We start from the raw sequence: 25,343 nt of genomic DNA on the forward strand, positions 1-25,343 counted from the left end.
AGGGGTACTCCTCGGGGTCGTGGGTGGTTCAGAGGTGGGTGTAGACGTCGTCGAGGGTCAGCCCGCGGGCGAGCATGAGGACCTGCACCCGGTAGAGCAGCTGGCTGATCTCCTCCGCCGTCCGCTCGGGGCCCTCGTGCTCGGCGGCCATCCAGGACTCCGCGGCCTCCTCGACCACCTTCTTGCCGGCGGCGTGCACACCGTCGCGGACGGCGGTCACGGTGCCCGAGGCGGGGTCGGCCGCGGCGACCTTGCCCGACAACTCGGCGAACAGCTCGTCGAAGGTCTTCACGCGATGCCCTGCCCGGGGACCGGCGTGACGGCGGGTGTGGCCTGGAAGCCGGTGGCCCGCTGCGGGGCCCGCAGGCCGCGCAGGGTCAGCGCGGTGGCCAGCGCGGCGACGGTGGCCTCCCAGCCCTTGTCCTCGGCCGAGCCGGGCAACCCGGCCCGGTCGCGGGCCTGCTCCTCGGTGTCGCAGGTCAGCACGCCGTTGCCGACGGGCCGCCCGGCGTCGAGGGCGACCCGGGTCAGGCCGGCGGTGACGGCGTCGCAGACGTACTCGAAGTGCGGGGTGCCGCCGCGGATCACCACCCCGAGGGCGACGACGGCGTCGTGCCGCTCGGCCAGCGCCTGGGCGACCACCGACAGCTCCACCGCACCCGGCGCGCGCACGACGGTCGGCTCGACGACCCCGCTGGCGCGGGCCGCCTCGACCGCGCGGGCGAGCAGCGCCTCGGTGATCTCGGCGTGCCAGGTGGTGGCCACGATGCCCAGCGACAGGCCGGCGGCGTCGACCGCCTGCGCCTCGGGGCGGCCCTGACCGCTCACAGCTGCTGCTCCTGCCGGCGGAGGGGGACGTCGGTGCCGGGGACGGTGGCGTGTCCACCGGCGGGGACGTCGGCCGGCCCCGCCTCGGTCTCGGGCTCGATGATGTCGAGCAGGTGGCCCATCCGGTCGCGCTTGGTGCGCAGGTAGGCCAGGTTCTCGGCGGTGACGTGGCTCGGCAGCGGCACCCGGCCGGTGACCTTGAGGCCGTAGCCCTCCAGCCCGGCGCGCTTGGCCGGGTTGTTGGTGAGCAGTCGCATGGTGTGCACGCCGAGGTCGACGAGGATCTGCGCGCCGGTGCCGTAGTCGCGGGCGTCGGCGGGCAGGCCCAGGTCGAGGTTGGCGTCGACGGTGTCGATCCCGGCGTCCTGGAGCTGGTAGGCCTGCAGCTTGTGCAGCAGGCCGATCCCCCGGCCCTCGTGCCCGCGGATGTAGAGCACCACCCCACGGCCCTCGTGGGCGACGGCGGCCAGCGCCGCCTGCAGCTGCGGGCCGCAGTCGCAGCGCAGCGAGCCGAAGACGTCGCCGGTGAGGCACTCGGAGTGCACCCGCACCAGCACGTCCGCGCCGTCGCCGATGTCGCCGTAGACGAAGGCGACGTGCTCGCGCTCGTCGTAGGAGCTGCGGTAGCCGACGGCGGTGAAGGTGCCCGGCACGAGCGGCACGGTGGCCTCGGCGACGCGCTCGACGAGCTTGTCGAAGCGCTTGCGGTAGGCGATCAGGTCGGCGATGGAGATCAGGCACAGGTCGTGCTCGTCGGCGAAGACCCGCAGCTCCTCGGCGCGGGCCATGCCGGTGGGGTCCTTCTCGCTGACCAGCTCGCACAGCGTGCCCGAGGGGCGCAGGCCGGCCAGGACGGCGAGGTCGACGGCGGCCTCGGTGTGCCCGGGGCGGCGCAGCACCCCGCCGTCCCGGGCGCGCAGGGGCACGATGTGGCCGGGCCGGGCGAGGTCGGCCGAGGAGGTCTCGGCGCCGACGAGCAGCCGGATGGTGTGCGCCCGGTCTGCGGCGGAGATGCCGGTGGTCACGCCCTCGCGGGCGTCGACGGTGACGGTGTAGGCGGTGCCGCGGCGGTCCTGGTTGACCCGGAACATCGGCGGCAGGTCGAGGCGGTCGGCGTCGGCCTCGGTGACCGAGACGCAGATGTAGCCCGAGGTGTACCGGACCATGAACGCGACCAGCTCCGGCGTGGCCAGCTCGGAGGCGAAGATGAGGTCGCCCTCGTTCTCGCGGTCCTCGTCGTCGATGACGACGACGGGGCGGCCGTCCTTGATCGCGGCGATGGCGCTCTCGACGGAGTCGAGGCGGACGGGCCCGGTCATCGGCGTGCTCCCAGCAGGCGTTCCACGTACTTGGCGATCACGTCGACCTCCAGGTTGACCGGGTCCCCCGGGGCGCGGCGGCCCAGCGTGGTCTCGCGGAGGGTGGTGGGGATGAGGCTGACCTCGAACCAGGGCTCGGGGTCGTCGGCGGCGCTCAGGGCGCTGACGGTGAGGGAGACGCCGTCGACGGTGATCGAGCCCTTCTCGACGACGTAGCGGGCCAGGTCCGGTGGCAGCGCGACCCGCACGACCTCCCAGTGCTCGCCCGGCGTCCGGGAGACGACCCGGCCGACGCCGTCGACGTGGCCCTGCACCACGTGACCGCCCAGGCGTCCCCCCGCGGCCACGGCCCGCTCGAGGTTGACCGGGTCGCCGTCGGCCAGGGCGCCGAGGCTGCTGCGGCGCAGGGTCTCGGCCATGACGTCGGTGGTCCACACCTCGCCGTCGGTGCCGGTGACGGTCAGGCAGACGCCGTTGACCGCGATCGAGTCGCCGAGGGCGACGTCCTCGAGCACGCGGCGGGCGCGGATGCGCAGGACCGCGGCGTCGCCGGCGTCCTCGCGCGCGGCGAGGGAGCCGACCTCCTCGACGATGCCGGTGAACACCTCAACCCCTCTCGTCCGCGTGCGGTCGGTCCCCAGTGTGACGGGTGGGGCGCAGGCGGACCTGCACGTCCCCGCCCAGCAGGGTGACGTCCCGCACCTCGAGGGGGAGCGCCGCGGAGATCGTGCTGATTCCCAGGTCGCCCACCAGGGAGGGGCCGGCGCCGAGCAGCGTGGGCGCGAGGTGGACGACGGCCTCGTCGACCAGGCCGGCGCGCAGGAACGCCGCGGCCAGGGTGGGGCCGCCCTCGAGCAGCACCCGGCGGACGTCGCGGCCGAACAGCTCGGCGAGCAGCTCGGCCGGGCCCGCCGCGGCGCTGACGTGGGTGGGGGCGGCGGCGTCGAACACCCGCGCGGTGGCCGGCAGCCGGCCGCGCCGGTCGTGGACGACGCGCAGCGGCTGGCGGGCGGCGTCACGGCCGTCGGCGTCGCGGACGGTGAGCTGCGGGTCGTCGGCCAGCGCGGTCCCGGAGCCGACGACGACCGCGTCACAGGTGGCGCGCAGCGCGTGGACGGCGGCGCGGGCCGTCTCGCCGGTGATCCAGCGGCTGGTGCCGTCGGCGGCCGCCACCCGCCCGTCGAGGGTCGCCCCGACCTTCCACACCACCTGCGGGCGCCCCTCCCGGACCCCGGTGAGCCACGCGCCCAGGGCGCCCTCCTCGGCGGCGGCCTGCTCGACGCCGAGCTCGACATCGACCCCCGCGGCCCGGAGCCGGTCGGCTCCTCCCCCGGCCAGGCCGGTGGGCTCGGGGACGGCGACGACGACCCGCGCGACGCCGGCGGCCAGCAGCGCGTCGGCGCACGGCCCGGTGCGCCCGGTGTGCGCGCACGGCTCGAGGGTGACCACGGCGGTGCCGCCCCGCGCCCGCTCGCCGGCCTGCGCCAGCGCGTGCACCTCGGCGTGCGGGCCGCCGGGCGGGGATGTGGCGCCCTCGCCCACGACCGCGCCGTCCGCGTCGAGGACGACGGCGCCGACGGCGGGGTTCGGGCTGGTGGTGCCGAGGACGCCCAGCCCCAGCTCCCGGGCCCGGGCCATGGCGCTGGACTCGCGCGCCCGGGCCGTGGCGCTGGACTCGCGCGCCCGGGCCGTGGCGCTGGACTCGCGCGCCCGGGCCGTGGCGCTGGACTCGCGCGCCCGGGCCGTGGCGCTGGACTCGCGCGCCCGGGCCGTGGCTGCCTGCTCCTGGGGGCTCACCCGGCGGTCGCCGCCGCGGCCTGCGCGCGGAGCGCGGCGATGGCGCGGGCCGGGTCCTCGGCGCCGTAGACGGCCGAGCCCGCGACGAAGACGTCGGCGCCGGCCGCGGCGGCCTGCTCGATCGTGTCGGCGTTGATGCCGCCGTCGACCTCGACGAACAGCCGCAGGTGGCCGGTGTCGACCAGCTCGCGGGCCCGGCGGACCTTGGGCAGCACCTCGGCCATGAACGTCTGGCCGCCGAAGCCGGGCTCGACGGTCATGACCAGCAGGGTGTCGAAGTCGCGCAGGACCTCGGTGTAGTCCTCCAGCGGGGTGCCCGGCTTGATGGCCAGGCCGGCCAGTGCCCCGGCGGCGCGGAGGTCGCGGGCGACGTCGCGGGGGTCGCCGGTGCAGGCCTCGGCGTGCACGGTGACGTTGCGGGCCCCGAGCTCGGCGTAGCCGGGCGCCCAGCGCTCGGGCGCCTCGATCATCAGGTGGCAGTCCAGCGGCACGGGGCTGACCGCCTGGATCGCCTCCACCACCGGCCGGCCCAGGGTCAGGTTGGGCACGAAGTGGGCGTCCATGACGTCGACGTGCAGCCAGTCGGCGTCGGCCACGCGCGCCACCTCGTCGGCCAGCCGGGCGAAGTCCGCCGAGAGCAGGCTGGGGGCGATCATCGGGGTGCGGGCCACGACCTCCGAGTCTAGGTGCGCGGCGATCACCGCTCCCGGTCGCGGTCGGGCGCGGTCTCCGGCGAGCGGTGGCGACGCTCCGCCGCATCTCGGCACCCGGTGTCGACCTGCGGTCGTCTCCCGGCCCCCGAGACAGCACCAGGTCGACACCGGCGAGTCCTCCGGCGCCCGCCACTCGGACGCGTGAGCGGCGCGCGCAGGAGGACACCGCCCTCCGAGGTCCCCGGCCGTGCTGCCGGACGAGGACGAGGACGAGGACCGCTGGGTCCGACGGCCCTGGCTGCGCGTCTGCGTGGAGGAGGTCGCCCGGCCGCTGACCGCGGTCCTCCTGGGCACCGGCCGGTGGTCGGGCTCCTGGGGCCCTGTGCGTCGGGACCCCGAGCCGGTGGCCGTCGGATGGGCCGCCGTGGCCGTGCTGACGGTCGTCGCGGTGGCGGACGTGGTGACCGACGAACGCCGGTTGCAGGAAGCCCGGCGCTGGCTCACCGACCCACCGTCGGGGAGCTGAGCCGGTGAGTGACCACCGCGCCGCCGAAGGAGAGGCTGACGTCGAGATGCGGCCGGACGCGCTCCCTCCCGGAGGTGACGACGCGCGGCCGCATCTCGGCGGGACCGACTCAGCGGGTGCGGCGCAGCAGGGCCGTGAACATCGCGTCGGTGCCGTGCCGGTGCGGCCACAGCTGCCCGTACGGCCCGCGCTCCACCCCCGGCACACCCTCGAGCAGCGGCGCCACGGGCAGCACCTCGACGTCGTCCCGGGCGGCCGCGGCGTCGGCGACCGCGACCGTCTCCGCCACGTGCGGCGAGCAGGTCACGTAGGCGACCACCCCGCCGGGCCGCACGGAGGTCAGCGCCGCGTCCAGCAGCGCCGTCTGCAGCTGCGCCAGCGGGCCGACGTCCTCGGGACCGCGCCGCCAGCGCACCTCGGGACGGCGGCGCAGCGCGCCCAGCCCGGTGCACGGCGCGTCGAGCAGCACCCGGTCGAACGAGCCCGGGGCCCACGGCGGCTCGCGGCCGTCGGCGACGAGCACCTCGACGTCGTCCTCCCCGGCCAGCGCCCCGCGGACCAGCTCGGCGCGGTGCGGCGCCCGGTCGGCGGCGGTGAGGTGCACCCCGGCCGGGCGGACGGCGGCCAGCAGGCCCGCCTTGCCGCCGGGGCCGGCGCAGACGTCGAGCCAGCGGGCGTCCGGGCCCTCCAGCGGCGCCCGGGCGAGCAGCAGCGCGGCGAGCTGGCTGCCCTCGTCCTGCACCGCGGCGGCGCCCTCGCGCACGGACCGGATCCGGCCGGGGTCCCCGCCGCCCAGCCGCACGGCGTACGGCGACCACGGCCCCGGCGTCCCGCCCGACTCCTCGGCCAGCGCCTCCCGGCCCACCCGGCGGGCCACCAGGTGCACCTCCGGCGCGGCGTCGTCGGCCAGCAGGGCGGCCTCGAGCTCCTCGTCGCCCCCCAGGGCCTCCCGCCAGGCGGCGACGACCCACTCCGGGTGGTCGGTGGCCAGCGCCAGGCGCCGGTCGCCCTCGGCGCCCAGCTGCTCGAGCCACGCGGCGCGGTCGCCGCCGGTGGCCACCTTGCGCAGGACGGCGTTGACCAGACCCGAGGCGCCGGTCCCGACGACGGCGCGGGTGAGGTCGACGGTCGTGGCGACGGCGGCGTGTGCGGGCACCCGCAGGTCGAGCAGCTGGTAGGTGCCCAGGCGGAGCAGGTCGAGGACCCGCCGGTCGAGGTCGGCCAGCGGCCGGTCGACCAGCCGGGCGAGGACGGCGTCGAGCGTGCCCTGCGCCCGCAGCGCCCCGTAGGCGAGCTGGGTGGCGAGGGCCGCGTCGCGCGGCTCGAGGTCGCGCTCGCGCAGCAGCTGCGGCAGCAGCAGGTTGGCGTAGGCCTCCCGCGCGGAGACGCCGTCGAGGACGTCGTAGGCGGTCAGCCGGGCGCCGTCGAGGGGTGCGCGGCGGGGCGGACGGCGGTCGCGGCGTCCCCGACGGGGCGCGGCGGGGCGCCGGGGCGGGCCGCTCACGCGCCGAGCCGCTCGCCGGGCGCCGGACGCGCGCCGCGGGCCCAGTCGGCCGCGGGCAGCAGGCGCTTGCCGGCGGGCTGCACCTCACCCAGCCGCACCGCCCCCCGGCCGGTGCCGACGACGACGCCGTCCGGCCGCACCGCCACCTCACCGGGCGGCAGCTCCGGGGCCCCCTGCAGCGGCTCCACCGGGCCCAGCCGCAGCCGGTCCCCGCGCCAGGTCGTCCACGCGCCCGGCGCCGGCGTCACGCCGCGCACGCGCCGGTCGACGACGTGCGCCGGCAGCGCCCAGTCGACCCGGGCGTCGGCGGTCTCGATCCGCGGCGCCAGGCTGATCCCCTCGGCCGGCTGGGGCCGGGGCACGAGGCCGCCGGCGGCGATGCCGTCGAGGGTGGCCACGAGCAGCCGGGCGCCACTGACGGCGAGCCGGCCGAGCAGGTCGCCGGCGGTGTCGCGCGGGCCGATCGGCTCGGTGACCACGCCGTAGACCGGCCCGGTGTCCAGGCCCTGTTCGAGCCGGAAGGTGCACGCACCGGTGACCTCGTCGCCGGCCATGAGCGCGTGCTGCACCGGGGCGGCGCCGCGCCAGGCCGGCAGCAGCGAGAAGTGCAGGTTGACCCAGCCGTGCGCGGGCACGTCCAGCGCCGCGGGCGGCACCAGCGCGCCGTAGGCGACCACCGGCGCGCAGTCGACGGCGAGGTCGGCCAGTTGCGCCAGGAACTCCGGCTCGCGCGGCGAGCGGGGTGTGAGCACCGGCAGGCCGGCGGCGTCGGCGCGCTCGGCCACCGGGGAGCGGCTCACCCTCCGGCCGCGGCCCGAGCGGGCGTCGGGGCGGGTGAGGACGGCGACGACCTCGTGGCCGGAGGCCAGCAGCGCCTCCAGCGAGGGGACGGCGGGCTCCGGCGTCCCGGCGAACAGGAGCCTCAGTGGGGGCTCACCTCCACGCGCGGGACCCAGGCGGCCATGTCCTTCCACTCCGCCTCGGCCAGCGCCGCCAGCGCGGCCGCGCGGGCCTCCGGGTCGAGCCGGTCGACGAACACCACGCCGTCGAGGTGGTCGACCTCGTGCTGCACCGCGCGGGCCAGCAGGTGCGAGCCCTCCACCCGCACCGGGTCGCCGTGCTGGTTCCAGCCGGTGGCGACCACGTGCAGGTGACGGCGGCAGTCGAAGCGGTAACCGGGGATCGACAGGCACCCCTCGGGCGCCTCCTCGGTCTCCTCCCCGACCAGGTCGACCGACGGGTTGACCAGGTGCCCGACCTCCCCGTCGACGTACCAGGTGAACACCCGCAGGCCCACGCCGATCTGCGGCGCGGCCAGCCCGGCGCCGCCGGCGGCGTGCATGGTCTCGGTCAGGTCGGTGACCAGCCGGCGCAGCTCCGCGTCGAAGTCGGCGACGGGGGCTGCGGGCCGGTGCAGGACCGGGTCGCCCAGCAGCCGGATGGGGGTGACGCTCACGAGTCGATCGTAGGAGAAGGACCCCTCGGCCCCCCCGCCACTCGCGAGCTCGCGGCGGGCCCCTGCCGAGGGGCCACCGGGACGGCCGGTCTCAGACCAGCTCCAACGGGTCGAGCTGGACGCGCACGTGCTCGGCGGCCTTCCGCGCGCTGCGCACGCCCTGCGCCTCGGCCAGGGCGGCGGCCAGCGCCGCGCCCGCGCCGCGCGGCACCCGCACCAGGTAGCGCTCCCGCTCGCCCTCCTGGCCGGGCCGCGGGGGCTCGGGCACCGGGCCCAGCAGGTCGGCGTCGACCGGCAGCCGGGCGGTCTGCAGGAACTCGGCCAGCGCCGGCGGCGAGCCCGACAGCGCGGCCATTCGGGTGGCCGGCGGGAAGCCGAGGGCACGCCGGTCGGCCAGCTCGCGCTCGGCCAGCCAGCCCGGGTCCCACCGGACCAGCGCCTGGACGACGGGGTGCGCGGCGTCGGCGGCGACGACGACCGACCCGTGCGGGCGCACCAGCGCGGCCGCGTTCATCCAGCGCCGCAGGGTCTCCTCCCCCGCGCGCAGGTCGGCCCGGCCCAGCAGCGCCCACGAGTCGAGCAGCAGCGCCGCGCCGTACCCCCCCTCGGCCACCGGCTCGGCGCCCGGCGTGGCCACCACCAGCGCCGGCCCGGCGGGCACCGAGGGCAGCACGCCGGACCCGCGCCCCGACACCCGCACCGGCGCGCCGGGGAACGCCCGGCCCAGCTCCTCGGCCGTCCGCGACGCCCCGACCACGGAGGCCCGCAGCTTCGTCCCGTGGCAGTGCGGGCAGTCGAAGGTGGCCGCCGGGCGGGCGCACCAGCGGCAGGCGGGCACCCGTGAGCCGCCCGGCCCGGGGGTCGGTGCGATGCCGAGCGGTCCGGAGCAGACGGCACAGCGGGCCGGCGCCCGGCAGCGGTCGCAGGACAGCCCCGGCGCGTACCCGGCCCGCGGCACCTGCACGAGCACCGGGGTGCCCTCGGCCAGCGCCGCGCGCGCCACCCGGTGGGCGAGGCTGGGCAGCCGGGCGGTGCGCGCGGCCGGGTCGCGGGCGAGCTCGGAGTCCTCGCCGAGGGCCTGCACCCGCGGGGACGCCGCGCGCAGGGTGGCGCGCTCGGCGACCAGCTCGTGCGCCCAGCCGCTCTCGACCAGCAGCTGCGCCTCGGCGGTGCGTGCGGTGGCCGCGACGACGGCGGCGCAGGAGGCCAGGTGCGCCCGGTGGAGGAGCACGTCGCGGGCGTGCGCGTACGGGGCGCGCGGCTCGGCGTGCAGGTCGTCGCCGTCGTCCCAGACGGCCACCAGGCCCAGGTCGGCGACCGGCGCGAACACCGCGGCCCGCGTGCCGAGCACGACCCTCGCGCTGCCGCGGGCGGCGTCGAGGAAGCGCCGGTACCGGGCGTCGGGGGCGGCGTCGGCACGCAGGACGACGAACGACCCCTGCGGCAACCGCGCGGTGGCCGCCGCCTCCAGCCGGTCGAGGTCGCGGCCGTCGGGAACCACCACGAGCGCGCCGCGCCTCCCCGAGAGCGCCGCCCGGCACAGCTCGGCGAGCCGGGCCGGCCAGTCCTCGCCCGGCAGCGCCGTCCACACCGCGCGGGCGGGCCGGCCCTCGGCCACCGCGGCCAGCAGCGCCGGGCCGGTGGGGTACCGGGCGAGACCGGCCGGGTCGGGCGGCTCCGGCGGTGGCGGCGGCTCGGCCGGCGGCCCCTTCTCCGCGGCGGCGCGGCGCGGCGGGACGGCCAGCCGCAGGACGTCGGTCAGCGTGCCGCCCCATCGCTGCGCCACCGAGCGGGCCAGCTCGGCGACCTCCGGGGTGAGCACCGGCTCGGGTGACACCAGCTTGGCCAGCGGGGCGAGCCTGCGGCCGGACTCGCTGACGTCGGTGAGCTCCAGGACGAACCCGTCGACCAGCTGCCCGGCGAAGCGGACCCGCACCCGGCAGCCGGCCCGCACCTGGCCGGCCAGCTCGTCGGGGACGGCGTAGTCGAACGGGCGGTCGAGGTGGGCCAGCGGCACGTCGACGACGACCCGGGCGATCCGCGGCGCTCTCTCCGGCGCGGGCACGGCAGGGTCGTCTGGCACGTGGGAGGACGCTACCGAGCGGCGATGACAGGACCCGCGGCTCAGGGGTCGGTGCCGCGCTCGACGCCCAGCGTGGCCAGCAGGTCCTCGTGGAACTGGATCCACACGAGGTGCAGCGAGTCGCGGTCGTGCCCGTCGACCCAGCCGCGTTCGCCGGCGTCCACCCGGCGCAGCGCGGCGGCGTAGAGCCCGGCGTACCCGCCGAAGCGGGTCAGCCGGCCGCTGAGCTCGGCACAGAGGCCGGTGAGGTCCGCCCCGGCCGACGCCAGCGTCCGCAGCACGCGCTCGTCCCAGCGCCAGTCGGTGTGGTCGTTGGCCGCCAGGGGGTCGAGCCGGGTGGGCCGCAGCTGCCAGTCGGTGCACGCCGCGCCGAAGCGGCGGTTGAGCGGCCGGAAGCGGGCGTGCACGTCGGCGACCACGTCGCGGGCGCCCAGCACGTCGAGCTCGGCGGCCAGCCGGCGCTCGCCCTCGGCCCGACCCGCGTCGGTGAGCGACCAGCCCGAGCTGCCGCCGAAGGACAGCCGCTGCACCCAGCCGCACGCCTCGGCGTCGAGCAGCGCCTCCTCGACGGCGTCCCGGTCGAGCCCGAAGCGGCCGGCGACGCGCGCCGTCGTCGGGAAGCCGAGCACCCGCACGCCGTGGAGGGCGAGGTCCTCGAGCTCGGACGCGTGCGGGATCACGCGCGTCCGTCCACGCGGCCGCTCACCCGGTCGAAGCGCTGCTGCGCCGCCTGCGGCGAGGCCAGTCCGAGCGCTGCCGAGATGCGCTGCCAGGACAGCCCGGACGCGCGGGCGGTCAGCAGCAGCCCCGCCTCGAGCTGGTCGGCCTCCGCGCGGACGGCGGGCAGCAGGGCGATCGCGGCCAGCACCGCGTCGTCGTCCAGGCCGTCACCGGCGGCGCGCCACAGGGCGAACCGGACGAGGTCGGCCGCGGCCGGCGGCTGGGCGCCCCGCAGCCACGGCGGCCGCGGGAGCGCGGACGCGCCCGCGTCGAGCAGTCGGGTCCGGGCGTCGGCCTCGTGCGCCGCGCGGGCCTGGTCGTCGTCGGGAGGAGCCATGACGACCAGGCTCGGTCCTCAACGGATCGTCGTCAACGATCTGTTGAAGCTCTCGGTGGACAGCCGCCTGCTGCCACCCGGGGCGCACCCCGATCGCACCGGCGCTCAGGCGCCGACGGCGGAGCGCAGCGCCTCGACGCGGTCGGTGCGCTCCCACGGCAGCTCGACGTCGGTGCGGCCGAAGTGGCCGTAGGCGGCGGTCGGCGCGTAGATCGGCCGCAGCAGGTCCAGGTCGCGCACGATGGCGCCCGGGCGCAGGTCGAACACCGTGGTGACCGCCTTCTCCAGGACGTCGTCGGCCACGGTGCCGGTGCCGTGCGTGTCGACGAACAGGCCCACCGGGTGGGCGGCGCCGATCGCGTAGGCGACCTGCACCTCGCAGCGGCGGGCCAGCCCCGCGGCGACGACGTTCTTGGCCACCCAGCGCATGGCGTAGGCGCCCGACCGGTCGACCTTCGAGGGGTCCTTGCCGGAGAACGCGCCGCCGCCGTGGCGGGCCATGCCGCCGTAGGTGTCGACGATGATCTTGCGGCCGGTCAGGCCGGCGTCGCCCATCGGGCCGCCGATGACGAACTTGCCGGTCGGGTTGACCAGCAGCCGGTGCCCGGTGGTGGGCAGGCCGAGCGCGGCGAGCTCGGGCTCGACCACCAGCTCCTCGACGTCCGGGGTCAGCAGCTGCTCGATGGAGATGTCCTCGGCGTGCTGGGAGGAGACGACGACGGTGTCGACGCCGACCGGCCGGTCGTCCTCGTAGACGACGGTGACCTGGGTCTTGCCGTCGGGCCGCAGGTAGGGCACCGAGCCGTCCTTGCGGACCGCCGACAGCCGGCGGGCCAGCCGGTGGGCCAGCGCGATCGGCAGCGGCATGAGCTCGGGGGTCTCGTCGGTGGCGTAGCCGAACATCAGGCCCTGGTCGCCGGCGCCCTGCCGCTCGATCTCGTCCTCGGCCGAGCCGGCGGTGCGCGCCTCGTAGCCGGTGTCGACGCCCTGGGCGATGTCGGGCGACTGGGCGCCGATCGAGACGCTGACCCCGCAGGAGGCGCCGTCGAAGCCCTTGCGGGAGGAGTCGTAGCCGATGCCGAGGATCGTCCGGCGGACGACGTCGGCGATGTCGACGTAGCCGGCGGTGGTGACCTCGCCGGCGATGTGCACCTGACCGGTGGTGATCATCGTCTCGACGGCGACCCGGCTGCGCGGGTCCTGACCGAGCATCTGGTCGAGGATCGCGTCGCTGATCTGGTCGGCGATCTTGTCCGGGTGGCCCTCGGTCACCGACTCGGACGTGAAGAGGCGGCGTGGCACTCGGTTCTCCCTGCTTCGGTGACTGAGGTCGGGGCCGGCGGCTGCCCGGCCGGCCGACCGATGACGTTACCGGCGTGTCCCGCCGCTCGGCAGCGCACGGGGGCCGGAGCGGGCGGTGGCTCAGGCAGTGGCTCAGGCGGTGGCTCAGGCGAGGCGCGGCAGCACGGTCTCCCATACGGCCGCGGCGACGGCGTCCTTGCTGCCGCGCGGCACCTCGGTGGCGCTGCCGTCGGCGGCCAGCACGACCGCGGCGTTGTCAGGCCGGCCGAACACCCCGCCGCCGGAGACGTCGTTGACCACGAGCAGGTCGCAGCCCTTGCGGGCCAGCTTGGCGCGGGCGTGGCTGAGCACGTCACCGCTCTCGTCGCCGGTCTCGGCGGCGAAGCCGACCACCAGCTGTCCGGGCGTGCGCTTGGTGACCAGCTCGGCGAGCACGTCGGGGTTGCGCACCAGCGACACCTCCGGGACCTGGCCGGGGTCGTCCTCCTTCTTCAGCTTGGTGGCCGCGACCGCGGCGGGCCGGAAGTCGGCGACCGCTGCGGCCATGACCACGACGTCGGCCTCCGGGGCCTCGGCGAGCACCGCCGCGCGCAGCTCCTCCGCCGTCCCGACCGGCACGACGCGCACGCCGAACGGCGCGGGCAGGTCGACGTTGGCCGCCACCAGCACGACCTCGGCGCCGCGGGCGGCGGCGACCCGGGCCAGCGCCCAGCCCTGCTTCCCCGACGAGCGGTTGCCGAGGTAGCGCACCGGGTCCAGCGGCTCGCGGGTGCCGCCGGCGCTGACCACCACCCGCCGGCCGGTGAGGTCGGCGCGCAGGACGCCGGCCCCGGCGGTCAGGGCCACCTGGGCCAGGGCGGCGACGTCGGCGGGCTCGGGCAGCCGCCCCGGCCCGGAGTCGGGACCGGTCAGCCGGCCGACCGCCGGCGGCAGCACGATCGAGCCGCGGCGGCGCAGCGTGGCCACGTTGTCCCGGGTGGCCGGGTGCAGCCACATCTCGGTGTGCATGGCCGGCACGAACACGACCGGGCAGTGCGCGGTGAGCAGCGTGGCGGTGAGCAGGTCGTCGGCGCGCCCGGCGGCGGCGCGGGCGAGCAGGTCGGCGGTGGCCGGGGCGACGACGACGAGGTCGGCGGTCTGCCCGATGCGCACGTGCGCCACCTCGGGCACGTCGGACCACACGTCGGTGGTGACCGGGTGTCCCGACAGTGCCTCGAAGGTGGCCGCGCCGACGAAGTTCAGGGCGCCGGGCGTGGGGACGACGCGCACGTCGTGCCCGGCCTCGGTGAGCGCGCGCAGCAGCAGCGCGGCCTTGTAGGCGGCCACGCCCCCGGCGACCCCCAGCACGATCCGGCTCATGCGCTCATCCTCCCGCAGACACGACGACGCCCCCGACACCGCGTGCCGGGGGCGACCCCATCCGAACGAGTGGCGACGTCGATCGCGTCACCAGCGGTCGGCCCCTCCGCAGGGGCCTCCGCCTGGGCTCGCGAGGCGTGGGGGCGGAGGGGTCCTCAGTTCTCGCCGGCGGTGTGGGTGAGCAGGCCCTCGTTGATCTCGCGCAGCGCGATGGAGAGGGGCTTCTCCTGGGGCGCGGTGTCGACCAGCGGGCCGACGTACTCGAGCAGGCCCTCCGACAGCTGGCTGTAGTACGCGTTGATCTGCCGCGCGCGCTTGGCGGCGAAGATCACCAGGCCGTACTTGCTGCTGGTGCGCTCGAGCAGCTCGTCGATCGGCGGGTTGGTGATGCCCTCGGGGGCGGGTGCGACTCCGGACACGGGCGGGCGTGCTCCTCGGTTGGTTCGGCGGGAGTGCGGCCTCGGCGGCCGGTCACTCGGAGGCGCCGACCGCCCTACCGGACGACGGCGCAGTCAGCAAGCCTACCAACTCGTCGGCGGCCCGGGTGACGTCGTCGTTGACGACCACGGCGTCGAACTCCCCCGCCGCATCGAGCTCGGCCTGGGCGATGGTCAGCCGGCGCTGCTGCACCGCCGGCGGCTCGGAGCCGCGGCCGGCCAGCCGGCTCTCCAGCTCGGCCCACGACGGCGGGGCCAGGAAGACCAGCTGGGCCCGCGGGTCGCGGGCGCGCACCTGCCGGGCGCCCTGCAGCTCGATCTCCAGCAGCGCCGGCGCCCCGGTGGCGAGTCGCTCGCGCACCGGGGCGGCCGGCGTGCCGTAGCGGTTGCCGGCGTACTCGGCCCACTCCAGCAGGCCGTCCTCGGCGACCAGCCGGTCGAACTCGGCGTCGGTGAGGAAGGAGTAGTGCACCCCGTCCACCTCGCCGGCCCGGCGGGCTCGAGTGGTGACCGACACCGACACCCAGACCTCGGGGTACCGGCGGCGGACCTCGGCGACGACGGTGCCCTTGCCGACCCCCGAGGGGCCGGAGAGCACCGTCAGGCGCGCCGGGGCGGGGGGCTGGAGAGCACTGGGCAACGCGTCGTCCTCGTTCGTCCTGCCGGCGTCGTGGTGCGGGCCTCGGGGCTCAGGCGGTCGAGTCGGCGGGCACCTGCTCGGCGACGACCTGCTCGCCACCGAACTCCGACTCGAGTGCCCGGCGCTGGTTGGCACCCAGGCCGCGCACCCGGCGGGTCGGGGAGATCTCGAGCCGCTCCATGATCTTCGCAGCACGCGCCTTGCCGACGCCGGGCAGGCTCTCCAGGACCGCGGAGACCCGCATCTTGCCGATCACCTCGTCGGTCTCGCCCTGGCGGAGGACGTCACCGACCGTGGTGCCCTTGCTCTTGAACCGCTCGCGGAGCTCGGCACGCGCCTTCCGCGCGGCGGCGGCCTTCTCCAGGGCGGCGGCGCGTTGTTCGGGGGACAGGTCAGGAAGGGGCATGGTGCGTCCGATCGTGTCGTCGTCGGGGTGGTGCCCCGGCGTCTGCGTGCTGTGTCGAGGACTCCGGCGCCCGTGGTCTCGAGCCCCGGCGATCAACCTAGTAACCGGGAATCCGCAGGTCACGCCCCCTGCGCCCGGACGTCTGCGATCACCGCCCGCAGGCCGTCTCACCGTGGGTGCACCAGAGCGGTGACCCTCCGTGAAGAACGCAGGTCAGAGCGCATCCGGAACGCACACGATTCGTAAACTGAGGGTTGCGACACGCCGCGACCGTTCCGCACGACACGCCGTGTGGGCTCGGCGGACGTTCCGCGGACGGTCCGCGACGGAGCGGTCAGCTCCCGGCGGACCGCCGTCCGGACCGGCGGCCCACCGCCCACGGCGCCGGGCGCCTCACGCCGCGAGCTCCTCCGCCCAGCGGGCGGCGGCGGCGCGCAGGGCGGCCGGGTCGGGCCCGGCGGCGAGCACGTCGCGGGAGACGGTGGGGACCACGGCGCGGTCCCGCCCGAACAGCCGGCGCAGGTCCGCAGGCGAGCCGCCCTGGGCGCCGAGTCCGGGTGCGAGCACCGGGCCGCCGAGCCCGTCGAGGTCGACGTCGAGCTCGTGCAGGGTCGCCCCGACGACGACGCCGAAGCTGCCCGTCGTGGCGCCCCAGCGGCCGGCCAGGTCCCGCACGGCGCCGAGGTCGGGCAGCGGGTCGCCGACCACCCAGCCCGGGGTGTTCCAGCCCCGCACCGCGTCGACGACGACCTGCGCCACCGACCGCTCCCCCGCCACCGCGGACTGCAGCGTGCCGGCGTCGGGGTTGGAGGTCCGGGCCAGCACGAACAGCCCGCCACCGGTCAGCCGGGCGGTGTCGACGGCCGGCTGCAGCGCGCCGGGCCCGAGATAGGGGCTGACGGTCAGCGCGTCGACGGCGAGCGGGTGCTCCGGGCGGAGCACGTCGGCGTAGGCGTCCATCGTCGAGCCGATGTCGCCGCGCTTGGCGTCGAGCAGCACGAGCGCACCGGCGGCGCGGGCCCGGGCGACGGCGTCCTCGAGCACCGCGAGCCCGCGCGAGCCGTGCCGCTCGTAGAAGGCGCTCTGCGGCTTGAGGACGGCGACCTGGCCGGCGAGCGCGTCGACGACGGCGTCGGTGAAGCGGGCCAGCCCCTCGGGGCCGTCGGGCAGCCCCCAGCGCTCGAGCAGCGGCGCGTGCGGGTCGATCCCGACGCACAGCGGCCCGCGGGCGGCGACGGCGTCGGCGAGCCGCTGCCCGAAGGGGGCGGTCACGGGCCCTCCTCGCTGGCGCTCGTCGGTCCCGTGCCCGGCGGTGCTGTGTCCACGGGCGACCTCGCGAGCTCGGTCACCGCGCCACCGCCCGGGGCAGGGTGCCGCCCAGCGCGTCCACGCAGTCGCGGGCGAGGAAGGGGTCGGCGAAGGCGCCCGAGGCCGACTGGACGGCGTCCGCGCCCGCCTCGTGCAGCGCCGCGAAGGAGGCGACGTCGGTGACCCCGCCCATCGCCAGCACGTCGAAGGAGTGCCCGCCGTCCTCCCGCAGCGCCACCAGCCGGCGGGTGAGGTCGAGCGCGGCGCCGCGCACCGCCGCGCCCGACAGCCCCGCGACCGCGCGGCCGGGGAACGTCGGCTCGCCGTCGCTGCGCACCACGCGGCTGCCCACGGTGTTGATCCCCGCGACGCCGTCGACCAGCGGTGCCAGCCGCGGCACCAGCGCGGCGAGGCGCGGCTCGTCGAGCCAGGAGATCTTGGCGACCAGGCCGGTGCGGTCGTCGAGGCTGCGGCGCACCGCCTCCACCACCGCCACGGTGGCGTCGGCGTCGAGGCACAGCGGCGGCTCCACCCCGTCCGGGGAGCTGCTGAGCGTGTTCGGGCAGGACAGGTTCAGCTCGACGACGCCCGCGCCGGCCTCCTGCGCCAGCCGCGCCACGGTGACGAAGTCGTCGACCAGCGCGGTGCCGTCGCCGGACCCCATGACGCTGACCAGCAGCAGCTGGTCGTCGTCGACGGCGGCCAGCGACCGCTCCAGGTCGGGCATCCACTCCTCCGGCGCCGGTGACGGGACGCCGAAGGAGTTGACCGTGCTGACGCCCGGGTCGCCGGGCGGCACCCAGTCCCAGGGGTCCGAGACGACGGTCTCCCCCGGTGGGCGCGGCGCGAAGGTCCAGTTCGGCTGCGCGTTCGGCTCGTGCGCGCGGCTGCGGACGGTCTTGTAGGTGAGCACGCTGAACCCGTTGCGGGCGTGGTGGCGGACCCACTCCTCGCCGCCGTTCAGCACGCACGCCGGCACGCCGATCGGGAAGCCGACGTCGCGGCCGAGGACGCGCCAGCGGCGGTCCCCGGCCCGCGGCCGCTCCGGCAGCCGCGGGCCGATCGGCGTCCGCAGGTTGTCGCGGTAGGAGCCGAGCAGGTCGTAGGACGGCGTCCGCACCCCGCAGCCGGCCAGCACCCCGCCGTGGCCGGCGAAGAACGCCACCCGGGTGAGCAGCGGCAGGTCGGCGTCGCCGGCCTCCCCCGCCGCCAGCCGGGCCGCGAGGCCCTCGGCGTCCCCGCGCAGGGCGTGCAGCTCCGCGGCCGGCGGCGTCGCGAACCGGGTGACCCCGGCGAGGAAGGCGGCGGGGAGCCCGTCGACCAGCCCGCGCGCGGCCAGCTCGTCCCGCACCCGGGACACCCCGGTCATGCGCGCGGCGCCGGCGTGGCCCCCAGCCCGGCGTGGACCTCCTGCAGGCTGCGGACGCCGAGGTCGCCGCGGCGCAGCGCCTCCACGCCCTGCACCGCCGCGGCCATCCCCTGCACCGTGGTGATGCACGGGATGCCGGCGGTCACCGCGGCCGTGCGGATCTCGTAGCCGTCCAGCCGCGGCCCGCTGTTGCCCGGGGAGCCGAACGGCGTGTTGACGACGATGTCGACGTCGCCGGCCAGGATCCGCTCGACGCAGTTGCCCGGGCCCTCGCTGTACTTGCCGACCACCTCGCACTCGACACCGTTGCGGCGCAGCACCTGCGCGGTGCCCGCGGTCGCCAGCACCCGGAACCCGAGGTCGGCCAGCCGCTTGACCGGGAAGACCGCGGCCCGCTTGTCGCGGTTGGCCAGCGAGACGAACACCGTCCCCTCGGTGGGCAGCGAGCCGTAGGCGGCGGCCTGCGACTTGGCGAACGCGGTGCCGAAGCCGACGTCGAGGCCCATGACCTCACCGGTCGACTTCATCTCCGGCGACAGCACCGTGTCGACGCCGTGGCCCTCGACGGTGCGGAAGCGGTGGAAGGGCAGCACCGCCTCCTTGACCGCGATCGGCGCGTCCTCGGGCAGGTCGGTGCCGTCGCCGGACGCGGGCAGGACGCCGGCGGCGCGCAGGTCGGCGACGGTCTCCCCGACCGCGATCCGGGCGGCGGCCTTGGCCAGCTGGACGGCGGTCGCCTTCGACACGAACGGCACCGTGCGCGACGCCCGCGGGTTGGCCTCGATGACGTGCAGGACGTCGTCCTTGATCGCGTACTGGACGTTGATCAGCCCGCGCACGCCGATGCGGGCGGCGAGCGCCTCGGTGGCGGTGCGGATCTGCGCCAGGTCCGCCGAGCCGAGGGTGATCGGCGGCAGCGCGCACGCCGAGTCGCCGGAGTGGATGCCGGCCTCCTCGATGTGCTCCATGACCCCGCCCAGGTAGAGCTCGGCGCCGTCGTAGAGCGCGTCGACGTCGATCTCGACGGCGTCCTCGAGGAACCGGTCGACCAGCACGGGGTGCTCGGGGCTCACGTCGGTGGCCTTGGCGATGTAGGCCTCCAGCGAGGCCTCCTCGTAGACGATCTCCATGCCCCGCCCGCCGAGCACGTAGGAGGGCCGCACGAGCACCGGGTAGCCGATGCCGGCGGCGATCTCCCGCGCCTCGGCGAAGGTGGTGGCGGTGCCGTGCTTCGGGGCGGTCAGGCCGGTGTCGGCGAGCACCCGGGAGAACGCGCCGCGGTGCTCGGCGTCGTCGATGGCCTCCGGTGAGGTGCCGAGCACCGGGACGCCGGCGTCCTTGAGCCGCTGCGCCAGCCCCAGCGGCGTCTGCCCGCCCAGGGTGCAGATGACCCCCGCGACCGGCCCGGCGGCGCGCTCGGCCTCGACGACCTCGAGGACGTCCTCGAAGGTCAGCGGCTCGAAGTAGAGCCGGTCGGCGGTGTCGTAGTCGGTGGAGACGGTCTCGGGGTTGCAGTTGACCATCACCGCCTCGTAGCCGGCGTCCTGCAGCGCCATGACCGCGTGCACGCAGGAGTAGTCGAACTCGATGCCCTGCCCGATGCGGTTGGGCCCCGACCCGAGGATGAGCACGGCCGGCTTCTCCCGCGGCTCGACCTCGGTCTCCTCGTCGTAGGAGGAGTAGTGGTACGGCGTGCGGGCGGCGAACTCCGCGGCGCAGGTGTCGACGGTCTTGTACACCGGCCGGATGCCCAGCCGGTGCCGCAGCAGCCGGACGCCGTCCTCCCCCGACAGCTCCGGGCGCAACGCCGCCACCTGCCGGTCGGACAGGCCGTGCCGCTTCGCGCGGCGCAGCAGCTCCGGGGTCAGCGCCGGGGCCGCGCGCACGTCCTCGCCGACCTCGCGCACCAGCGCGATCTGGTCGACGAACCACGGGTCGAAGCCGCTGGCCTCGGCGACCTGCTCGACGGTGGCCCCGGCGGCCAGCGCCCGCTCGGCGGTGTACAGCCGGCCGTCGACCGGCGTCCGCAGCGCCTCCAGCAGCTCCTCGGCGCTGGACCCGTCCTCCGGACCGGTCCAGAAGCCGGCCACCTTCGTCTCGGTCGACCGCATGGCCTTGCCGAGCGCCTCGGGGAAGTTGCGGCCCAGCGCCATGACCTCCCCGACGCTCTTCATCGTCGTGGTCAGCCGCGGGTCGGCGCCGGGGAACTTCTCGAAGGCGAACCGCGGGATCTTCACCACGACGTAGTCCAGCGCCGGCTCGAAGCTGGCCGGGGTGACGCCGGTGATGTCGTTGGTGATCTCGTCGAGCGTGTAGCCGATCGCCAGCTTCGCGGCGATCTTGGCGATCGGGAAGCCGGTGGCCTTCGACGCCAGCGCGCTGGACCGGGAGACCCGCGGGTTCATCTCGATGACGACCAGGCGCCCGTCGGCCGGGTTGACGGCGAACTGGATGTTGCAGCCGCCGGTGTCGACGCCCACCTCGCGCAGCACCGCGATGCCGACGTCGCGCATCCGCTGGTACTCGACGTCGGTGAGGGTCATCGCCGGGGCGACGGTCACCGAGTCGCCGGTGTGCACGCCCATCGCGTCGACGTTCTCGATCGAGCAGATGACGACCACGTTGTCGCTGCGGTCGCGCATGAGCTCGAGCTCGTACTCCTTCCAGCCGAGCACCGACTCCTCGATCAGCACGGTGTGCACCGGGGAGTCGGCCAGGCCGGCCGACGCCATCCGGCGCAGCATCGCCTCGTCGGTGGCGAAGCCCGAGCCCAGCCCGCCCATGGTGAAGCTCGGCCGGATCACGACGGGGTAGCCGACCTCTCCCGCCGTCCCCAGCGCCTCCTCGACGCTGCCGCACACCCGCGAGCGCGGGGCGTCGGCGCCGATGGACCGCACGATGTCCTTGAACAGCTGCCGGTCCTCGCCGCGGTTGATCGCGTCGACGTCGGCGCCGATGAGCCGGACGCCGTAGCGCTCCAGCGTGCCGTTCCCGTAGAGGCCGATCGCGATGTTGAGCGCCGTCTGCCCGCCCAGGGTGGCCAGCAGCGCGTCGGGGCGCTCCTTGGCGATCACCCGCTCGACGAACTCCGGCGTCAGCGGCTCGATGTACGTGGCGTCGGCGACCTCGGGATCGGTCATGATCGTCGCCGGGTTGCTGTTGACCAGGCTGACCCGCAGCCCCTCGGCGCGCAGCACGCGGCAGGCCTGCGTGCCCGAGTAGTCGAACTCCGCGGCCTGGCCGATGAGGATCGGCCCGGAGCCGATGACCAGGACGTGCGAGATGTCGGTGCGCTTGGGCATCAGGCCTTCTCCCCGGTGCTGTGCCGGACCTGCGGCGCCGGGCTGACCGCCGTCCCGTCCTGTCGCTGGGCGTCCATGAGGTCGACGAAGCGCTGGAAGAGCGGCGCGGCGTCGTGCGGGCCGGCCGCCGACTCGGGGTGGAACTGGACGCTGAACGCCGGGGCGTCGAGCAGCCGCAGCCCCTCGACGACGTCGTCGTTGAGGCCGACGTGGCTGACCTCGACGCGGCCGTGGGGGGTGTCGGTGGGCCGGTCCAGCGGCGCGTCGACGGCGAAGCCGTGGTTGTGGCTGGTCACCCGGACGGTGCCGCTGACCCGGTCGAGCACCGGCTGGTTGAGCCCGCGGTGGCCGAAGCGCAGCTTGTAGGTGCCCAGCCCCAGCGCGCGGCCGAGGACCTGGTTGCCGAAGCAGATGCCGAACAGCGGCCGGCCGGCGTCGAGCACGCCGCGCACCGCGGCGACGGCGTAGTCGGCCGCGGCCGGGTCGCCGGGGCCGTTCGACAGGAACACGCCGTCGGGGCCGTGCGCGAGCAGGTCGGCCGCGGTCGCGGTGGCGGGCAGCACGTGGGTCTCGACGCCGAGCGCGGCCAGGTGGCGCGGGGTGGCGGTCTTGATGCCGAGGTCGAGCGCGGCGATGGTGAACCGCCGCTCCCCCACCGCGGGGACGACGTAGGGCTCGGCGGTGCTCACCTGCGGCGCGAGGTCGGCGCCGACCATGCCCTCGGCGGCGCGCACCCGGGTCAGCAGGGCGTCGGGGTCGGTGGTCTCGCTGCTGATCCCGGCGCGCATGGCCCCGCGCTCGCGCAGGTGGCGGGTCAGGGCCCGGGTGTCGACGCCGCTGATGCCGACCACGCCCTGGGCGCGCAGCTCGTCGTCCAGGCTGCCGGTGGCCCGCCAGTTGGCCGGGCGGCGGGCGGGGTCGCGGACGACGAAGCCGGCTACCCACATGCGGCGGCTCTCGTCGTCCTCGCCGTTGACGCCGGTGTTGCCGATGTGCGGCGCGGTCATGGTGACGATCTGGCCGGCGTAGCTGGGGTCGGTGAGCGTCTCCTGGTAGCCGGTCATGCCGGTGGCGAACACCGCCTCGCCGACCGTCGTCCCGACCTGCCCGTAGGCCTCGCCGCGGAACGTCCTGCCGTCCTCGAGCACGAGGATCGCGTCTGTCAACGAACTGCCTCTCCGTCCAGCACGGTGGCCGTCCCGTGGAGGAACGTGGCGACCACCCGGCCGGGGAGCTCCCGGCCGGCGTAGGGGCTGTTGCGGCTGCGGCTGGCCAGCGCGGCCGGGTCGACGGTGGCCCGGGCGGTGGGGTCGAGCAGCAGCAGGTTCGCCGGCTCGCCGGGCGCCAGCGGGCGCCCGTGTCCGGCCAGGCGGCCGATGGCCGCCGGGCGCACCGACATCCGGTCGGCGACCCCGGCCCAGTCGAGCAGGCCGGGCTCCACCAGCGTCTCGAGCACGACCGAGAGCGCCTGCTCCAGCCCGAGCATCCCGGGCCGGGCCTGCGCCCACTCGCTCTCCTTGTCCTCCACCGCGTGCGGCGCGTGGTCGGTGGCGACGGCGTCGATGGTGCCGTCGGCCAGCCCGGCGCGGAGGGCCTCGACGTCGGCGTCCGTCCGGAGCGGCGGGTTGACCTTGTACACCGGGTCGTAGCTCTCGGCGCAGGCCTCGGTGAGCAGCAGGTGGTGCGGGGTGACCTCGGCGGTCACCTGCACGCCGCGCGACTTGGCCCACCGGATGATCTCCACCGACCCGGCGGTGGAGACGTGGCAGACGTGCAGCCGCGCGCCCACGTGCTGGGCCAGCAGCACGTCGCGGGCGATGACCGCCTCCTCGGCCGCGGCCGGCCACCCGGCCAGCCCGAGCCGCGCGGAGAGGTCGCCCTCGTTCATCTGCGCGCCGGCGGTCAGCCGTGGCTCCTCGGCGTGCTGGGCGACGACGCCGTCGAAGGCCTTGACGTACTCCAGCGCGCGGCGCATGAGCGCGGGGTCGGCGACGCAGTGCCCGTCGTCGGAGAAGACCCGCACGCGGGCGGCCGAGTCGGCCATCGCGCCGAGCTCGGCCAGCCGCTCGCCGCGCAGCCCGACGGTCACCGCGCCCACCGGGACGACGTCGACCAGCCCGGCCTGCCGGCCCAGCCGCCACACCTGCTCGACGACGCCGGCGGTGTCGGCGACCGGGTCGGTGTTGGCCATCGCGTGGACGGCGGTGTACCCGCCCAGCGCCGCGGCCCGGCTGCCGGTCTCGACGGTCTCGGCGTCCTCGCGGCCGGGCTCGCGCAGGTGGGTGTGCAGGTCGACCAGGCCGGGCAGGGCGACCAGCCCGTCGGCGTCGACGACGTCGGCGCCGGGAGCGCTCAGCCCCTGCCCGACCGCAGCGACCCGGCCGTCCTCCAGGAGCAGGTCGGCGGGCTCGCCACCCAGGACGCGCGCCCCCCTGATCAGCGTGGTCACGAGGACGCCCCTCCCAGGAGCAGGTACAGCACGGCCATCCGGACGGAGACGCCGTTGGCGACCTGCTCGACGATCGTCGAGCGGACCGAGTCGGCGACGTCGGCGGCGATCTCCATACCGCGGTTCATCGGGCCGGGGTGCATGACGATCGCGTCGTCGCCCAGCGCGGCCAGCCGGAGCGCGTCGAGACCGTAGCGGCGGCTGTACTCGCGGGCGCTGGGGAAGAACGAGGCGTTCATCCGCTCCAGCTGGACCCGCAGCACCATCACCACGTCGGCCTTGGGCAGCACGGCGTCGAGGTCGTAGGAGACCTGCACCGGCCAGGAAGCCACGCCGACCGGCAGCAGCGTCGGCGGGGCCACCAGCGTGACCTCCGCGCCCAGCGTCGTCAGCAGCCACACGTTGGAGCGGGCCACCCGGCTGTGCAGGACGTCGCCGACGATGGCCACCCGGACGCCGTCGAGCCGGCCCAGCCGCCGCCGGATCGTGTAGGCGTCCAGCAGCGCCTGGGTGGGGTGCTCGTGGGTGCCGTCGCCGGCGTTGACCACGCTGCCGCGGACCCAGGTCGCCAGCCGGTGCGGTGCGCCGGAGGCGGAGTGGCGGACGACGATCGCGTCGCTGCCCATCGCCTCCAGGGTGAGCGCGGTGTCCTTGAGGCTCTCGCCCTTGGAGACGCTGCTGCCCTTGGCGCTGAAGTTGATGACGTCGGCGGACAGCCGCTTGGCCGCCAGCTCGAAGGAGATGCGGGTGCGGGTGGAGTCCTCGTAGAAGAGGTTGACCACGGTGCGCCCGCGCAGGGTGGGCAGCTTCTTGACCTCGCGGCCGGCCAGCGCCTGGTCGATCTGCGCGGCGGTGTCGAGGACCAGCGTGGCGTCGGCGCGGTCGAGGTCGGCGGCCTCCAGCAGGTGCCGCTTCACCGGTCCTCCTCCGTCACCAGCACCTCGTCGGTGCCGTCGACCTCGGCCAGGTGCACCCGCACCTTCTGCGCCCGCGAGGTGGGCACGTTCTTGCCCACGTAGTCGGCGCGGATCGGCAGCTCGCGGTGCCCGCGGTCGACGAGGACGGCCAGCTGCACCGCCCGGGGCCGGCCGAGGTCGCGCAGCGCGTCGAGGGCCGCGCGCACCGACCGGCCGGAGAACAGCACGTCGTCGACCAGGACGACGAGGCGCCCGTCGATGCCCGCCGGCGGGAGCACGGTGTCCTCCAGCGCCCGGACGCCGCGCAGCCGCAGGTCGTCGCGGTAGAGGGTGATGTCGATGGTGCCGGTGTCGACCTCGGTGCCGCTGAAGGCCGCGACGCGGGCGGCCAGGCGCCGGGCGAGCGGGGCGCCTCGGGTGGGGATGCCGACGAGCACCAGGTCGGCCAGGGAGTCGCCGGCCTTCTCGATGAGCTGGTGCGCCATGCGGTCGACGACGCGGGCGACGTCGGCGGGGGCGAGCAGGGTGCCCGGAGCCGACTGGCTCGGGGCAGGCTCGGTCGAGCCGGCCATCAGGCCTCCTTCCCCGCCTCACGGGACGGGTCGTTAAAGGAGTGGGTGGACCGGTGCCG

At 76.3% G+C, this 25,343-nt stretch carries 25 protein-coding genes; 1 reads left to right on the top strand and 24 read right to left on the bottom strand.

The features are described 5' to 3' along the window. Positions 1 to 28: 28 nt before the first annotated feature. Genes ACWIZO_RS22630 through rpe form a run of 6 tightly spaced genes read right to left on the bottom strand, consistent with a single transcriptional unit; the run spans position 29 to position 4,615 of the window. On the bottom strand, positions 29 to 292 hold the full coding sequence (locus ACWIZO_RS22630; RefSeq protein WP_446761074.1) for a phosphoribosyl-ATP diphosphatase: 264 nt from the start codon (positions 290 to 292) through the stop codon (positions 29 to 31). Then, positions 289 to 828: a 6,7-dimethyl-8-ribityllumazine synthase gene (ribH, locus tag ACWIZO_RS22635; RefSeq protein WP_448639855.1), complete on the bottom strand. Its 540-nt coding sequence runs from the start codon at positions 826 to 828 to the stop codon at positions 289 to 291. The genes ACWIZO_RS22630 and ribH overlap by 4 nt, the downstream gene beginning before the upstream one ends. Next, the gene (locus ACWIZO_RS22640) at positions 825 to 2,147 is read right to left on the bottom strand and encodes a bifunctional 3,4-dihydroxy-2-butanone-4-phosphate synthase/GTP cyclohydrolase II (protein ID WP_448639856.1); all 1,323 of its coding nucleotides are present in this window, start codon (positions 2,145 to 2,147) and stop codon (positions 825 to 827) included. The genes ribH and ACWIZO_RS22640 overlap by 4 nt, the downstream gene beginning before the upstream one ends. Continuing rightward, entirely contained in the window at positions 2,144 to 2,752 is a 609-nt protein-coding gene (locus ACWIZO_RS22645) for a riboflavin synthase (protein ID WP_448639857.1), read from the bottom strand. Before ACWIZO_RS22645 ends, ACWIZO_RS22640 begins: the two co-directional genes overlap by 4 nt. A 1-nt stretch (position 2,753) precedes the next feature. Beyond that, entirely contained in the window at positions 2,754 to 3,944 is a 1,191-nt protein-coding gene (gene ribD, locus ACWIZO_RS22650; RefSeq protein ID WP_448639858.1) for a bifunctional diaminohydroxyphosphoribosylaminopyrimidine deaminase/5-amino-6-(5-phosphoribosylamino)uracil reductase RibD, read from the bottom strand. After that, entirely contained in the window at positions 3,941 to 4,615 is a 675-nt protein-coding gene (gene rpe / locus ACWIZO_RS22655) for a ribulose-phosphate 3-epimerase (protein WP_448639859.1), read from the bottom strand. Before rpe ends, ribD begins: the two co-directional genes overlap by 4 nt. 229 nt (positions 4,616 to 4,844) lie before the next feature. On the opposite strand from rpe, the gene ACWIZO_RS22660 reads away from it, so the two are divergent. Continuing rightward, on the top strand, positions 4,845 to 5,123 hold the full coding sequence (locus ACWIZO_RS22660; protein WP_448639860.1) for a hypothetical protein: 279 nt from the start codon (positions 4,845 to 4,847) through the stop codon (positions 5,121 to 5,123). A 109-nt stretch (positions 5,124 to 5,232) separates the two neighbouring features. On the opposite strand, the gene ACWIZO_RS22665 is transcribed toward ACWIZO_RS22660, so the two are convergent. The 18 genes from ACWIZO_RS22665 to pyrR all read right to left on the bottom strand — a co-directional run bounded on the left by ACWIZO_RS22665 (position 5,233) and on the right by pyrR (position 25,284). Beyond that, on the bottom strand, positions 5,233 to 6,627 hold the full coding sequence (locus ACWIZO_RS22665; RefSeq protein ID WP_448639861.1) for an RsmB/NOP family class I SAM-dependent RNA methyltransferase: 1,395 nt from the start codon (positions 6,625 to 6,627) through the stop codon (positions 5,233 to 5,235). Continuing rightward, a complete protein-coding gene (fmt, locus tag ACWIZO_RS22670) occupies positions 6,624 to 7,601 on the bottom strand; it encodes a methionyl-tRNA formyltransferase (RefSeq protein ID WP_448639862.1) in 978 nt (325 codons plus the stop codon). Before fmt ends, ACWIZO_RS22665 begins: the two co-directional genes overlap by 4 nt. Next, on the bottom strand, positions 7,550 to 8,083 hold the full coding sequence (gene def / locus ACWIZO_RS22675) for a peptide deformylase (protein WP_448639863.1): 534 nt from the start codon (positions 8,081 to 8,083) through the stop codon (positions 7,550 to 7,552). The genes fmt and def overlap by 52 nt, the downstream gene beginning before the upstream one ends. 91 nt (positions 8,084 to 8,174) lie before the next feature. Next, positions 8,175 to 10,166: a primosomal protein N' gene (locus ACWIZO_RS22680; RefSeq protein ID WP_448639864.1), complete on the bottom strand. Its 1,992-nt coding sequence runs from the start codon at positions 10,164 to 10,166 to the stop codon at positions 8,175 to 8,177. 41 nt (positions 10,167 to 10,207) lie between these two features. Further along, positions 10,208 to 10,846, bottom strand: a complete 639-nt coding sequence (locus ACWIZO_RS22685; RefSeq protein ID WP_448639865.1) for a hypothetical protein — start codon at positions 10,844 to 10,846, stop codon at positions 10,208 to 10,210. After that, positions 10,843 to 11,223: a hypothetical protein gene (locus ACWIZO_RS22690; RefSeq protein ID WP_448639866.1), complete on the bottom strand. Its 381-nt coding sequence runs from the start codon at positions 11,221 to 11,223 to the stop codon at positions 10,843 to 10,845. Before ACWIZO_RS22690 ends, ACWIZO_RS22685 begins: the two co-directional genes overlap by 4 nt. 105 nt (positions 11,224 to 11,328) lie before the next feature. Further along, positions 11,329 to 12,525: a methionine adenosyltransferase gene (metK, locus tag ACWIZO_RS22695; protein ID WP_448639867.1), complete on the bottom strand. Its 1,197-nt coding sequence runs from the start codon at positions 12,523 to 12,525 to the stop codon at positions 11,329 to 11,331. A gap of 144 nt (positions 12,526 to 12,669) precedes the next feature. Continuing rightward, the gene (gene coaBC, locus ACWIZO_RS22700; protein WP_448639868.1) at positions 12,670 to 13,884 is read right to left on the bottom strand and encodes a bifunctional phosphopantothenoylcysteine decarboxylase/phosphopantothenate--cysteine ligase CoaBC; all 1,215 of its coding nucleotides are present in this window, start codon (positions 13,882 to 13,884) and stop codon (positions 12,670 to 12,672) included. Positions 13,885 to 14,039: 155 nt separating this feature from the next. Further along, complete coding sequence (gene rpoZ / locus ACWIZO_RS22705; RefSeq protein ID WP_012949163.1) at positions 14,040 to 14,303, bottom strand: DNA-directed RNA polymerase subunit omega; 264 nt, start codon at positions 14,301 to 14,303, stop codon at positions 14,040 to 14,042. A gap of 52 nt (positions 14,304 to 14,355) precedes the next feature. Next, positions 14,356 to 14,961, bottom strand: coding sequence for a guanylate kinase (gmk, locus tag ACWIZO_RS22710; protein ID WP_448639869.1), 606 nt, complete (start codon positions 14,959 to 14,961; stop codon positions 14,356 to 14,358). Positions 14,962 to 15,010: 49 nt separating this feature from the next. Continuing rightward, the gene (gene mihF / locus ACWIZO_RS22715) at positions 15,011 to 15,367 is read right to left on the bottom strand and encodes an integration host factor, actinobacterial type (protein WP_448639870.1); all 357 of its coding nucleotides are present in this window, start codon (positions 15,365 to 15,367) and stop codon (positions 15,011 to 15,013) included. Positions 15,368 to 15,760: 393 nt separating this feature from the next. After that, positions 15,761 to 16,639 carry an orotidine-5'-phosphate decarboxylase gene (gene pyrF, locus ACWIZO_RS22720; RefSeq protein ID WP_448639871.1) on the bottom strand — a complete coding sequence of 293 codons (879 nt, stop codon included), beginning with the start codon at positions 16,637 to 16,639 and terminating at the stop codon, positions 15,761 to 15,763. 73 nt (positions 16,640 to 16,712) lie between these two features. Next, entirely contained in the window at positions 16,713 to 18,044 is a 1,332-nt protein-coding gene (locus ACWIZO_RS22725) for a dihydroorotate oxidase (RefSeq protein ID WP_448639872.1), read from the bottom strand. Next, positions 18,041 to 21,346: a carbamoyl-phosphate synthase large subunit gene (gene carB / locus ACWIZO_RS22730; RefSeq protein WP_448639873.1), complete on the bottom strand. Its 3,306-nt coding sequence runs from the start codon at positions 21,344 to 21,346 to the stop codon at positions 18,041 to 18,043. The genes ACWIZO_RS22725 and carB overlap by 4 nt, the downstream gene beginning before the upstream one ends. Further along, a complete protein-coding gene (carA, locus tag ACWIZO_RS22735; RefSeq protein WP_448639874.1) occupies positions 21,346 to 22,512 on the bottom strand; it encodes a glutamine-hydrolyzing carbamoyl-phosphate synthase small subunit in 1,167 nt (388 codons plus the stop codon). The genes carB and carA overlap by 1 nt, the downstream gene beginning before the upstream one ends. Continuing rightward, positions 22,509 to 23,795 carry a dihydroorotase gene (locus ACWIZO_RS22740; protein ID WP_448639875.1) on the bottom strand — a complete coding sequence of 429 codons (1,287 nt, stop codon included), beginning with the start codon at positions 23,793 to 23,795 and terminating at the stop codon, positions 22,509 to 22,511. Before ACWIZO_RS22740 ends, carA begins: the two co-directional genes overlap by 4 nt. Beyond that, a complete protein-coding gene (locus tag ACWIZO_RS22745; RefSeq protein WP_448639876.1) occupies positions 23,792 to 24,712 on the bottom strand; it encodes an aspartate carbamoyltransferase catalytic subunit in 921 nt (306 codons plus the stop codon). Before ACWIZO_RS22745 ends, ACWIZO_RS22740 begins: the two co-directional genes overlap by 4 nt. Next, positions 24,709 to 25,284 (bottom strand): bifunctional pyr operon transcriptional regulator/uracil phosphoribosyltransferase PyrR, encoded by a 576-nt coding sequence (gene pyrR / locus ACWIZO_RS22750; protein ID WP_448639877.1) that lies wholly within the window; start codon positions 25,282 to 25,284, stop codon positions 24,709 to 24,711. Before pyrR ends, ACWIZO_RS22745 begins: the two co-directional genes overlap by 4 nt. Positions 25,285 to 25,343: the final 59 nt, after the last annotated feature.

Source organism: Geodermatophilus sp. URMC 63 (genome assembly GCF_053502565.1).

What these genes read in the sequence shown, in the direction of transcription:
- ACWIZO_RS22640 (WP_448639856.1), bottom strand. Translation starts at nt 2,147, where the DNA reads ATGACCGGGCCCGTCCGCCTCGACTCCGTCGAGAGCGCCATCGCCGCG.
- ACWIZO_RS22690 (WP_448639866.1), bottom strand. Translation starts at nt 11,223, where the DNA reads ATGGCTCCTCCCGACGACGACCAGGCCCGCGCGGCGCACGAGGCCGAC.
- coaBC (WP_448639868.1), bottom strand. Translation starts at nt 13,884, where the DNA reads ATGAGCCGGATCGTGCTGGGGGTCGCCGGGGGCGTGGCCGCCTACAAG.
- mihF (WP_448639870.1), bottom strand. Translation starts at nt 15,367, where the DNA reads ATGCCCCTTCCTGACCTGTCCCCCGAACAACGCGCCGCCGCCCTGGAG.
- ACWIZO_RS22725 (WP_448639872.1), bottom strand. Translation starts at nt 18,044, where the DNA reads ATGACCGGGGTGTCCCGGGTGCGGGACGAGCTGGCCGCGCGCGGGCTG.
- carB (WP_448639873.1), bottom strand. Translation starts at nt 21,346, where the DNA reads ATGCCCAAGCGCACCGACATCTCGCACGTCCTGGTCATCGGCTCCGGG.
- pyrR (WP_448639877.1), bottom strand. Translation starts at nt 25,284, where the DNA reads ATGGCCGGCTCGACCGAGCCTGCCCCGAGCCAGTCGGCTCCGGGCACC.